General features: G+C 68.2%; 10 protein-coding genes. 5 read left to right on the top strand and 5 right to left on the bottom strand.

Annotated features, from left to right (window positions below):
- Positions 1-331: 331 nt before the first annotated feature.
- Positions 332-1,615: a tyrosine--tRNA ligase gene (tyrS, locus tag NFL01S_RS33385; RefSeq protein ID WP_062980324.1), complete on the bottom strand. Its 1,284-nt coding sequence runs from the start codon at positions 1,613-1,615 to the stop codon at positions 332-334.
- 64 nt (positions 1,616-1,679) lie between these two features.
- Positions 1,680-2,300, bottom strand: a complete 621-nt coding sequence (locus NFL01S_RS33380; protein ID WP_062980331.1) for a DNA-3-methyladenine glycosylase — start codon at positions 2,298-2,300, stop codon at positions 1,680-1,682.
- Positions 2,301-2,666: 366 nt separating this feature from the next.
- On the opposite strand from NFL01S_RS33380, the gene NFL01S_RS33375 reads away from it, so the two are divergent.
- From NFL01S_RS33375 to NFL01S_RS33365, 3 genes are read left to right on the top strand one after another with little or no spacing between them, the layout of a single operon-like run.
- On the top strand, positions 2,667-3,398 hold the full coding sequence (locus NFL01S_RS33375) for an ABC transporter ATP-binding protein (RefSeq protein ID WP_062980323.1): 732 nt from the start codon (positions 2,667-2,669) through the stop codon (positions 3,396-3,398).
- Positions 3,395-4,282: an ABC transporter permease gene (locus tag NFL01S_RS33370; RefSeq protein ID WP_084493466.1), complete on the top strand. Its 888-nt coding sequence runs from the start codon at positions 3,395-3,397 to the stop codon at positions 4,280-4,282. Before NFL01S_RS33375 ends, NFL01S_RS33370 begins: the two co-directional genes overlap by 4 nt.
- Positions 4,279-4,917 (top strand): TetR/AcrR family transcriptional regulator, encoded by a 639-nt coding sequence (locus tag NFL01S_RS33365; RefSeq protein WP_062980322.1) that lies wholly within the window; start codon positions 4,279-4,281, stop codon positions 4,915-4,917. The genes NFL01S_RS33370 and NFL01S_RS33365 overlap by 4 nt, the downstream gene beginning before the upstream one ends.
- 10 nt (positions 4,918-4,927) lie before the next feature.
- On the opposite strand, the gene NFL01S_RS33360 is transcribed toward NFL01S_RS33365, so the two are convergent.
- Together NFL01S_RS33360 and NFL01S_RS37250 are read right to left on the bottom strand one after the other, a co-directional pair.
- Entirely contained in the window at positions 4,928-5,158 is a 231-nt protein-coding gene (locus NFL01S_RS33360; RefSeq protein ID WP_062980321.1) for a Trm112 family protein, read from the bottom strand.
- A gap of 55 nt (positions 5,159-5,213) precedes the next feature.
- On the bottom strand, positions 5,214-5,915 hold the full coding sequence (locus tag NFL01S_RS37250; protein ID WP_245671002.1) for a GtrA family protein: 702 nt from the start codon (positions 5,913-5,915) through the stop codon (positions 5,214-5,216).
- 731 nt (positions 5,916-6,646) lie between these two features.
- Between NFL01S_RS37250 and NFL01S_RS33345 the strand changes: the two genes are divergently transcribed.
- On the top strand, positions 6,647-7,660 hold the full coding sequence (locus NFL01S_RS33345) for a glycosyltransferase (protein ID WP_062980328.1): 1,014 nt from the start codon (positions 6,647-6,649) through the stop codon (positions 7,658-7,660).
- Positions 7,657-8,856 (top strand): dTDP-4-amino-4,6-dideoxygalactose transaminase, encoded by a 1,200-nt coding sequence (gene rffA, locus NFL01S_RS33340; RefSeq protein ID WP_084493464.1) that lies wholly within the window; start codon positions 7,657-7,659, stop codon positions 8,854-8,856. Before NFL01S_RS33345 ends, rffA begins: the two co-directional genes overlap by 4 nt.
- A gap of 64 nt (positions 8,857-8,920) precedes the next feature.
- On the opposite strand, the gene NFL01S_RS33335 is transcribed toward rffA, so the two are convergent.
- Positions 8,921-11,863 carry an AMP-binding protein gene (locus NFL01S_RS33335; protein WP_084493463.1) on the bottom strand — a complete coding sequence of 981 codons (2,943 nt, stop codon included), beginning with the start codon at positions 11,861-11,863 and terminating at the stop codon, positions 8,921-8,923.
- Positions 11,864-12,001: the final 138 nt, after the last annotated feature.

Here is a 12,001-nt window from a genome sequence, read left to right as displayed (position 1 = left end):
AACTCAGTGACTGGCGAACCAGCACTTCGTTTGGGGCAGGTTTTCTAGCTTAACCGGCCAGTGGCTCAGAGTCAAACTCCGCATCTTCGGCCGATCCGCCAGGCGCTCCTCGTACAACCTCGTTTCCCTGGTCCCTCCGGCTCGGCGTTTCCGCCTCGCTCCGGGCCCCTGGTCGGTGTCCGTGTCGCTCTGACGTTGAATAAGTTACGCGGCGGATAACGCTACGTCAAATCGCCACTTCGAGACCATGTTTGCGCTGGTCAGGGGCTCGCATAGGGGCGATCCGGTGGGCCGGATCGGGAATTTGTGACCCAGCCCACCAAGATCAATTTCAGGCCCCCCGCCGGACCCCTGCGAAATTGCGCTTTCCGCGACGCAGCACCAGCCACCTACCGTGCAGGTAATCGCTGGTTTCCGGCGTCCAATCCAGGTCCTTCACACGCTCGTTGTTCACCGAGGCACCGCCTTCGTTCACGGTGCGACGGGCTGCACCGCGGCTTTCGCACAGGCCTGCGGCCACCAACAGGTCCACGATCGTGTCCTGGCCGGGGACCACTTCCGCGACCTCGCCTTCGCCGGCGGCCTCACGCAATGCGGCCGCCAGCGTCGGCTCGTCGAGATCGCGGAGTTCGGCGCGGCCGAACAGTGCCTGGCTGGCGAGTTGTACGGCGCGGGTGTTGTCCGCGCCGTGTACGAGTGTGGTCATCTCGGCTGCCAGCCGGCGCTGGGCCTCACGCGCATGCGGCCGTTCGGCAGTCGCCGCTTCCAGTTCGGCCAGCTCCTCCTGTTCCAGGAAGGTGAACCAGCGCAGATAGCGGACGACGTCGGCGTCGGCGGTGTTCACGAAGTACTGGAACCAGGCGTAGGGACTGGTGAGCTCCGGATCCAGCCACAGGCTGCCGCCACCGGTGGATTTGCCGAACTTCTTGCCGTCGGCCGAGGTCACCAGCGGAACGGTCAGGGCGTGGACCGCTGCCCCGTCCACGCGCCGGTTCAACTCGACTCCGGCGATGATGTTGCCCCATTGATCCGAGCCGCCCACTTGCAGCACGCAGTCATGTGTACGGCGCAACTGCAGGTAGTCGTTGGCCTGCAGCAGCATGTAGCTGAACTCGGTATAGGAGATGCCCTCGCCTTCGAGCCGCCGTTTGACGGTGTCGCGGGCGAGCATCACGTTCACCGAGAAGTGTTTGCCGATATCCCGGAGGAAGTCGACGGCACTCAGCGCGCCGGTCCAGTCCATGTTGTTCACGATGAGGGCGCCGGTCGGCGAATCGTCCAGGTCGACGAACCGTTCGAGCTGGGAACGAATCCGGTCCGCCCAGGCGGCTACGGTATCGGCCGAGTTCATCGCGCGCTCGCCGACATCGCGGGGGTCGCCGATCAGTCCGGTCGCACCACCGGCCAGCACGATCGGCCGGTGCCCGGCTCGCTGGAACCGTTTGAGGGCCAGCAGCGGAACGAGATGCCCGGCGTGCAGGCTGGCCGCGGTGGGGTCGAAACCGGCATAGAGATTGCGCGGGCCGACGGCCAGCGCCTCCCGGAGCGCGTCGAGGTCGGTGGACTGCGCGATGAGACCGCGCCAGGTCAGTTCGTCGATGATGTCGCTGCTCACGGGTTCATCTTCGCGTATTACCGCAAGCGCATTGCGGGCGGTGCGATCGGAGGTGCGGCCTGCCTCAGGCCGATTCCTCGATACGGGGTGCCCGCGGGCTGCGGCGGTAGGTGGATACCGCGCGGGAGTCGTGCAACCAGAGCCGCCACTTGCGGTCGGCCTCGGTACTGACTCCTACCCGCGGGCCGGCGGTGATCCGGGACGGATCGGCGAGCGGGCCGAGTTCCAGCCGGATCACCGATTCCGGATCGAAGACATCGGTGCCGTAGTCGGCCATATGGATTCCGAGGGCACTGCCCAGATTGCCGGGGCCGCGGGCCAGGTCGTCGGCCCCGCGGGCGGCCGGGCGGCGGGCGCGGGCGAGGTCGTGGCCGGCGGTGATCTCCGCGGACCGCAGGAGCACACCGGAGGCCACTCCATCGGGTCCGCTGACGATATTCGCACAGGTATGCATTCCGTAGCTGCGATAGACGTAGAGCCTGCCCGGCGGCCCGAACATCGCTGCATTACGCGGGGTGCGGCCGCGACCGGAGTGGGCGGCCGGATCATGCCAGGGACCGGCCGGGTCACCACCATAGGCCTCGACTTCGACCAGGTAGGCGCCCACCGAGCCCGACCACAGGGTCGCGCCGAGCAGGCGCCGGGCGGCGGTCAATGGATCAACAGCCAGTTCCTCGGCACTCACCCGAGGATTGTCGCAACCGGTGCGCGCCGACTGCGCCGCGGCCGGGCGCGGGCACTTCTGCCGGGACACGGCCACCCGGATTCGCCGACTGGATTGGTGACGGCGTTCGCCGGTGGCCGGCTCACCAGCGTGCCGTTGTGGGTGACCGCGGAGCGGGCGGGCCGGACATTCGGCGTTCCTCGGGGTCGGGGCGATCCCGAGGGTGGAGCGGGCCTCGGAGCTCATCCGATTCCGGTCGACGGAGCAGTTCCGGCGGGAGGCGTACCCGGGTTGACGGGTTTCCTCCCTACAGGTCTTGCGGTGGGCGGCGTATGGGCGAACAATTCAACACGCGATGAATTCCAACCGGATGAACAGGGGCGGCTCATGTCCGTAACCGGTACGCAGGACGCGGTGGAGGTACGGAACCTCACGGTGCGGCGCGGTAGTCGGGAAGTACTGCACAATATTTCGCTGACCATCCCCCGTGGCTCGATCACCGGGCTACTGGGGCCCTCGGGCTGCGGAAAGACGACCCTCATGCGCAGCATCGTGGGCACCCAGATCGTGACCGCGGGGCAGATCACCGCGCTCGGGTCACCGGCGGGTAGTGCGCGGCTGCGGCGGCAGATCGGTTACGTGACCCAAGCGCCGAGCATCTACGCCGATATCAGCGTCCACGAGAACGTCGCGTACTTCGCCGCGCTCTACGGCGCGGGCCGCGAATCGGTCGAGGCGGCACTCGGCGCTGTCGGACTGTCCGGCCATCGCGATCAGCGTGGCGACGAACTTTCCGGTGGACAGCGCACGCGGGCCTCGCTGGCATGCGCGCTGGTCGCCGCACCGGAGCTACTGGTCCTGGACGAGCCGACAGCCGGGCTCGATCCGGTGCTGCGAGTCGAACTGTGGAAACAGTTCCGGGAACTGGCGGCGGGCGGTACGACACTGCTGGTGTCCAGCCATGTGATGGACGAAGCCGAACACTGCGACCGGCTACTGCTCATGCGCGAGGGTCGGCTACTGGCTCAGCTGAGCCCCGACGAGCTGCGCGAACGCACCGGCGAGCAGAACCTCGAACAGGCTTTCCTCGCCCTCATCACGATGGGAGAACCGGTATGAGCGAATCGAGCCCAGGGGACGTGGGGAAAGGTCTCCATGCGGCCTCTGTCACCGGGAGCAGTACGGAGGCCGCACCAGGACATCCCGGTCCCGCCGCGCGGATCGTGACCCGCAATACCGGGCCGCGGCCGTTCGGGGCGTATGCGGCGACCACCACCCGCATCCTGCGGCAACTGCGCAACGATCACCGCACGATCGCGATGATCCTGGTGGTTCCGGCGCTGCTGATGGCCCTGCTCTACTTCATCTATCAGGATGTGCCGGCCACACCGCAGCAGCCGGTGAGCCTGTTCGACCGGGTCGGGATCAGCATGCTCGGGATATTGCCGTTCATCGTGATGTTCCTGATCACCGCCATCGCCATGCAGCGCGAACGCAGCTCCGGCACACTCGAACGGCTGCTCACCACACCGTTGCGCAAACTCGATCTGCTCGGCGGATACGGGACAGCGTTCTCCCTCGCGGCCGCCGCGCAGGCGGCCGTCGCCTGCCTGGTCTCGTTCGGCCTGCTCGGCCTGGACGCGGCCGGAAATCCCGGGTGGGTGGTACTCATTGCGATGGTCGATGCGGTGCTCGGAGTCGCGCTGGGGTTGTTGTGCAGCGCCTTCGCGCGGACCGAATTCCAGGCGGTGCAGTTCATGCCGGTCGTGGCGGCGCCGCAGATCTTCCTGTGCGGGCTGCTGGTGCCTCGCGAACAACTGCCCGATTGGCTGGAGGCGATCAGCAATGTGCTGCCGCTGAGCTACGCGGTCGACGCGCTGCACGAGGTATCGGTGCACAGCCGACCCACCGGGGCGATGTGGCGGGACCTGGCGATCGTCGCCGGATTCGCGGCGGTGGCTCTGTGCCTCGGGGCCGCAACCCTACGCCGGCGCACCGCATGAGCGCCGCGCCCGATCACCGGCCCGCCCGGCCGGGGCGCAGGCCGGGTGGGCCGGACACTCGCGCAACGATCCTGCACGCGGCCGGGCAGCTATTCGCGAAGAACGGCTTCGACAAGACCTCGATCCGCGCCGTCGCGGCGGACGCCGGCGTCGACCCGGCCCTGATCCACCACTATTTCGGGACGAAGCAACAGTTGTTCGCGGCCGTAGTGGAACTACCGGTCGACCCGGAGGTCGTGCTCGGCCGGGTAGATGCCACCCCTCTGGATCAACTGGGCGAAACCCTGGTGGGCGCAGTGATAGCCGTCTGGGATTCGCCTGCGGGTACTGGTGCCGTAGCCCTGTTCCGCAGCCTCGTCGCAGGTGGTGACACCTCTCCGGCGCGGGATTTCCTGCTGTCGGTGATCTTCGAGCGGATTCGGCGGCGTATCGCCACGGATACCGACGACGGCCGGCTCCGGGTGGCGCTGGCCGCGTCCCAGATCATGGGCGTGATCATGTCGCGCAAGATCGTGAAACTGGATCCGGTCACCGACTTGCCGCTCGACCGGCTCGTCGCCGCCGTCGGGCCCACGGTGCAGCGCTATCTCACCGGCGATATCGGTGAGGTTCCGGCGGCGGGCGGTACGGAATGAGTGTCCGATGTTATTCGCCGAACTGCCGCGCGAAATCGGCATGTTCGGTCTCGTCGACCGCGCGGGCTTCGTCGGCGAGCAGTACCGGGATCCCGTTGTCGATCGGATAGGCCACGCGCAACCGCGGGTTGTACAGCACGTCTGCGCCGTCGCCGGTGCGGACCAGGTGCAGTTGCCCCTTGTCCTGCGGGCAGGCCAGCAGGCTCAGCAGCATGGGATCCAGAATGGTGTGCTCCGACATGGAATGGAAGCGTACCCGGCCACGGATCGGGCACCGGAGCCCTCCGATATCGCGCTCACACCGCCGGGCGGCGGAACGAGATGTACTGGTGACCGAAGAAGCTGCCGGCGGCAACCGTGCCCATGACCACCACCGCGGACAAGGCCCGCGGGAATCCGAACAGGCTCACGGCGACCTCGAGCAGCACCGCGTTGGCGACCAGACCTCCGCAGTTCACGGCGGCGAATCCGAGAAAATCTCGGAGGACCCGTCCGCGGACCCGGAACACCAGTCGCCGGTGCAGGACGAACGCCACACCGATACCGGTGACATAAGCCGCAACGACCCCCACGGACGGCGGCACCGAATCCCCCAGCAGCGCCAGCCAGGCGACGGTGAGTCCGATACCCATCGCGGTATTCACGACGCCGACCATCGCGAACGCGATTTCCCGGCGCCGGAGCAGGCGAAGAAGCCCGCCCGGTCCATTGCCCCGGATCCGTTCAGCGCCGGTACCGGGCAGCGATGCGGCCGGGACACCCGAGCGCCGCGCGGCATCGTCCCGTGGATCTCCACACTCGGCTGCGACCCGCACCGGACGCCCACCCGAAGTCGCCGGCGCCTTCGCGAGCTGGACCCGACCGGCGGATCTCGTGACGTGCCGGGTGCCTGCGGAGAAGCGGTCCGGCTCCTCGTGATCGCCGGACCGATGGTGATCGCGCGCGATACTGTCCTGGCCGGCGCCGTGGCCCGGGGTTCCGGTGTGTTCGCTCGTCATGACTTCGCCACGAGTCCGGGGTCTCCCGTCTCCCGCTCGGTGGGTGCCGGGCCGCTGTGCCGAGGACCGCGCAGGTGGGCGATCCGGAGAACCGCCCGCCCGGGTGAACCCACGGCTGTCGCACCGCCGATCTCGCGGACGGGGGCGCGGCGGGTGTGTTCGGATTCGGCCTGCGGTGGATCGAGCAGTCCGGCTTCTCCGACCGTGTGCGCACCGGCCGGCCGGCGCTCGGGCCTCCGCACCGCGATGTTCCGCTCCTGCGGGGAACGTCCGGTCATCACCCACAGCGGCGCGTTCCGGGCCTCGGTGCAGAAATGCCGGGGATTCGCCGGCGGCACCGCCGAGTGGGCGGCCGCCGTCCCCGCCGCGCACACTCGACTCCGCCGGAACATATCCCGCCGATCATCGGCTCGACCATCCGCCACGGGTCCCAGACCATACCGGCCGCGGTCCGGCAATCGAGCGTAACGACGCATATCGAATCTGCCCGCGCGGCGCCGGGTACACCTGCTAGAGTTCGCATTTCTCGGGCTCACCAGCGTCATCGAGACCCGGCACGCGTTATCCTCCGTCGAAAGTCGATCTCGCCAATGCCGTTTCCGCCCAGGTCCGTTTCCGCACCGGACACCCGCCGGCCCGTATCGGCCGGCTCCACCGACCACCCGGCTCCCGGGTCGCCGTGGCCCCCGCCGGGCGCGGCATATCACCGACCGGATCCCGATTCGCCCGAAGTGTGCGGAGTTTCGGTTGTCGTACCGGTCTACCGAGGCGAACAGACTGTCGCCGGGCTCGTCCGGGAACTGGACGAATTCGCCACGACCACCACGACACCGGGCGGTCTGCGTTTCCGGGTGACCGAGATCGTGCTGGTGCACGACTGCGGACCGGACGGGTCCGATCTGGTTCTGCAGCGGCTGGCCCGGGAGAACCCGCTGGTCCGGGTGATCTGGTTGAGCCGCAACTACGGTCAGGACGCCGCCACCATCGCCGGCATGGCCGCGGCGCGCGGCGGCTGGATCGTCACCATGGACGAGGACGGCCAGCACGATCCGGCCTGTATCACCGAATTCCTGGACACGGCCTACCGGCAGCGCGCGGATCTGGTGTATTCGCGGCCCACCAACACCCGCCCGCACGGGCCGTTGCGCAACCTCACCTCCCGCGGCGCCAAATTCGTTCTCGCCACCCTTTTCGCGTTCCCCGACTCGACCCGGTTCGAGAGCTTCCGGCTGATCCGGGGCGATATCGGGCGCCGGCTCGCCGAGGTCGCCGCCAACGGCGCCTATCTCGATGTCGCGCTGACCTGGGTGGTCGGGCGGACCGCGACGACTCCCGTGCGGTTACGCAGCGAGGGCCGCCCGGAATCGGGTTACAACTACCGGCGCCTGTTCTCGCTGTTCTGGAAGATGGTGCTGTGCACCGGAACTCGCGGACTTCGCGTCGTCAGCCTGCTCGGGGTCACGCTGGCCGCGGCCGGCACGATCCTGGCCACGGTGATCATCTGGTCCGCGGTGACCGGCGACGACGGCAATCCCGAGGGCTGGGCATCGATCATCGTCGTGCTCCTGCTGTGTTCGGGCGCGCTGCTGTTCTCACTCGGGCTCATCGCCGAATACCTCGGCGTGGTGTTGCACGTCCTGGTCGGCAAACCGCTGTACCTCACCATCGAATCCCCCACGCCCCGGCCGCCGGCCGAGGACACGCAGTCGCTCACCCGGCCGCGTGCCGAGGTGGCGGCCGGATGAGCGGGACGGCCACGACAGCGCGAGGTGACCACGCGGCGCCCCCGCCCTTGCGCGGCGAACGCAGCGACCGGATCATCTTCAGCCGGCCGTACCGGGCGGCCGCCGAACTGGCCAATGTGACCACTGTGCTCGAATCCGATCACTGCCACGGTGACGGCCCGTTCACCGCTGCTGCCACCGCGAAACTCGCCGAGATCACCGGCGCCCCGCATGTTCTGCTCACCACGTCGTGCACGCATGCGCTGGAACTGGGCGCTCTGCTGCTCGAACTGGGCCCCGGCGATGAGGTGATCGTTCCCAGTTTCGCCTTCACCTCCGCCGCAACCGCGTTCGCCGTACACGGGGCGACCTGCGTTTTCGTCGATATCGACGAGACGACCGGCAATATCGACCCGGCGGCCGCCGCGGCGGCGATCACCGAGCACACCAAGGCGATCGTGGTGATGCACTACGGCGGGGTGGCAGCCGATATGGCCGCGCTGGGCGATCTGGCGCGCGGGCACGGCCTGGCACTCATCGAGGACAACGCGCACGGCCTCGGCGGCACCTGGCGGGGCAAAGCCCTCGGCACGCTCGGCACCCTCGGCACGCAGAGTTTTCACGACACCAAGAACGTGCACTGCGGTGAGGGCGGCGCCCTGCTGCTCGCCGATGACATCCTGATGGGTCGCGCGGAGATCATCCGGGAGAAGGGCACCGACCGGGCGCGCTTCCTCCGCGGGCAGGTGGACAAGTACTCGTGGCAGGACATCGGGTCCAGCTATCTGCCCAGCGAACTGAATGCCGCGGTGCTCGATGCGCAACTGACGGAATTCCATTCGATCCAGCGCGCCCGGCACCGCGTCTGGCACACCTACGCGGCCGGATTGGCGTCGTGGTCGGCCGGCCAGGACGTCGCGCCGATGACGGTGCCGCCGGACCGGCGACATACCGCCCACCTGTTCTATCTCCGCATGCCGGGCGAAGAGGTCCGCGATGCATTCATCCGGCATCTTGCCGCGCGGGGCATCGTGGCCCCGTTCCATTACGTACCGCTCGACTCCAGTGCCGCGGGACTGAAATACGGTCGTGCACCGGTCCCCTGCACCCGCAGCGCGCGGTTCGCGGCGACTATCGTCCGGCTGCCGTTGTGGCCCATGCTTACCTCCGGCCAGCTCGACCGGGTCCTCACCGCCGTCACCGAATTCCGCTGCTGAACGGCGGGGAGCAGCGGGCTCTGCTGATCCCGGCGCTGCTGATCCCTACGGCAGCGGCCGGCTTTCAGGTGAGCAGCCCCAGCGAACCCACCTCGGTGAGCTCCTCGTAGGACTCCGAATCCGGGTTGTACCACCAGGTGTGCGGCCCCGGGCGTGGTGTGCAGGTTGCCCGCACGGCATGTGCCGAAGGCCGGTAGGACGGGCTCCGCGGAATATCGTCGACGACGTAGACCAGGTCGGGGCGCTGCCCGGGCGGCAGCGACCGCAGCGCTTCGGTCACATCGGCGGCACCGAGCTCGTAACCGGGCCGCACGCTCACCGCCGCCACTGCCAGCACCCGGTCCCGAGTCGGCAGCCCGTACGCGACCTCCATATCGACCGCGGCGATATCGTTGAGCACATCCACGATCGGCTGGGTGAACACCGGGCCGCGGCGGGTCCGGATCACCGTATCGGTCCGGTCGACCAGCCAGTAATCGCCTTCGCTGTCGCGGCGGAACAGGTTCTCGGTGGGCAACCAGGAATCCTCCTGTTCGAAAACTCCGCGCAACCCACCGCGGGAGAGATCGACATTCGCCCCGGCCGAGCCGATCAGCAGCCCCACCTCGTTGTCCGCACAACGCCGGGCGTACCCGTGGTCGTCCACCATCACCTGTCCGGATACCGGGTCGAAGGCCACCAGTTCGACCCGCGCCGTGCCCGGCACCGGGCGACCCTTACAACCGAATTTCACGCCGGGCACATTCGCCAGCACCACATCGCCCTCGATGGAGGCGTAGAACTCGAGGACCCGGGCCGGCGCGAACTGTTCCATCGTGCGCCGCCACAACCCGGCGGGCATACCGGAACCGATGAACAGCCGGATCGGATGCGGATACCCGGCCGGGAAGACTTCGGCGTCGAGGATATCGCGCAGCATCGTCCAGGTGTAGGTGACGACCGTGACCCCGTACCGGTGCACTTCCTCGGCAAACTGTGCCGGGTCCAGCGATCGGGCCAGCGCGATCCGGCTTCCGCCCGCGATGGCGCCACCCAGGCTCACCAGCAGGCCCGACGAATGGTGCAGCGGAGCCAGGCAGTACACCGTGTCCTTGTGGTCCAGATCGGCGGCCGAGGCGGTCCCGAACGCCGACAATGCCCAGCGATGGTTGGTGATGTACTTGATATCCAGGCGGTCGCCGGTGCCGGAGACCAGAATGAACGCGAGCTCACCTGCCCGGCCCGGATCGGGCCGGTACCAGCCCGGGATGTGGACCCGCTGCGGATCGATCTGTTCCAGGTCCACGAGATCGGTACCGGCCGGGACGGCCAGGCCGCGCGAATCGCCGCCACCGAGCACGAGTACCCGGGCACCGGTCGCCACGGCGTGGCGCACGTTTTCCGGATCCGATACCAGGATCACCGTCCCGGTCTGTTCCAGGGCGGTGATCAGGTCGCTGTCGGGCGCCAGCAACACCGCGACGGCGCCGATCCGCGACAGCGCCGCGAGAGTCACCAGCGCGCTGGGCCGGGTCTCCATCACCACCCCGACGCGGGTCGCCGGGCGGATACCCACCGAGATCAACCCGCGCACGACGTTCTCGATCCGGGCATCGACCGCCGCATGGGTGTGTACCCGGTCGTCGAACAGGAAACATTCCCCGTTGGGTGTCCGCCGGGCCTGTTCGGCCATCAGCCGGCCTATCGAGATCCGGGTTCCGGATTGGATCGTGCCGAGCCGAGTCAGGCGGGGCAGCGTCCGCGCCGCGCCCTCGACCAGTCCGACCGAGCCGCGGACCGTATTCGCTGCCACCTGTTCCAGTGCCCGGCCGACTCCCGCACCGGCCTCCGCCAGCGCCGTGGCGGTATGCACGGCGCGTATCAGTGCGGTCCGCGGGGCGTCACCGGCCGGCTGGTCGGCCATCGGCACGATCTCCTCGGGCAGCGGATCGCCGCCCTCGACCCAGCCCACCCAGTCCCGCACTCGCGGCCACGTGCACTTGGTCGCCATGGAACCCGCGACCAAGCCGAAATGCCCGGACACCACCGTCGATTCATAGACTTCGGCGCGGGGCGCCGCGCGGACGATCCCGCGCACCGCTGCGGGCTGGCCGATTTCGTCCACCTCGCCGACGAACGCCAGGATCGGGCATTTCAGGTCGGCCAGCGAGATCGGCTGATCGCGGATCACGAAACCACCGAGCATCATCCGGTTGTGCACGACGAACTGTTTCAGCAGATCCGCCGCCGCGGGGCCCGCGTAGCCTACCCAGCCCTCGTTGCTCAGGAACCGCCGCTGGCGTTCCTTGGGCAGCAGGGCCTCGCGGTCGTGCAGCTGACGCAGGAAGTCGATCCGTGCCTTCGTGGTTTTCACCGGATCCAGCAGCTGGAATCCGATCCGCACCATCCGGTCGGTGATCGGCAGCCGGGGCACGACGTGGTCCGCGGCGAAGTCCACCAGATCGGTCACCGCGGCGTGGGGCAGCCCGAGCGGCATCCCGGCGACGATATCGACCGGGCTGCCGAAGGTCACAATGCTCGCGATCCCCTTCCCGGAACGGAACGCGGCCGCCTGATAGGCGAACATCCCACCCTGTGAGTACCCCATGAGGTGCACGGTGCGGCCGGTTTCCGCGCAGACGGTGTCGATGGCGCTGTGCACGGCCAGCACATGGTCGGCCAGATCCCGCTGCCAGCCGCCCTCCTCTGTCGAGGGGGAGCCGAAATCGACCACCCAGCAGTCGATTCCGCCGCGATGCAGAATCCCGACGGCACCGTCGTCACCGTTGACATCCCAGATATCGGCACTCACCATCAGCGGCGGCACGAGCAGCACCACCGGGCCGCCACCGGTTTCCGCGGGAAAATAGTGCCGCAACCGGTACATCGGCCGGCGCTCGGCGATGTCGAACGGCGAGGAATCGGTATCGCGTCCGAGACCGCCGAAGCGGATGACTTCGAGACCGTTCTGCGCGGTGGCCATCACCCGCTGCGCCGACCCCACCAAACCTCGCACACTCAACTTCACGTTCCACTCCCAGCCCTGCCCGTGGCGTGGTCTACCTCACAAACCACAAGGTATGCACCAAAGCCTGCCATATCGCACTCCGGACCGGCCGTCCGTTGTGACATCTACATCATGTACCCGCCACCTCGGCGGACCTAC

Source organism: Nocardia flavorosea NBRC 108225 (genome assembly GCF_001613385.1).
Lineage (GTDB): Bacteria > Actinomycetota > Actinomycetes > Mycobacteriales > Mycobacteriaceae > Nocardia > Nocardia flavorosea.
This window is presented reverse-complemented; position numbering and strand designations above follow the sequence as displayed.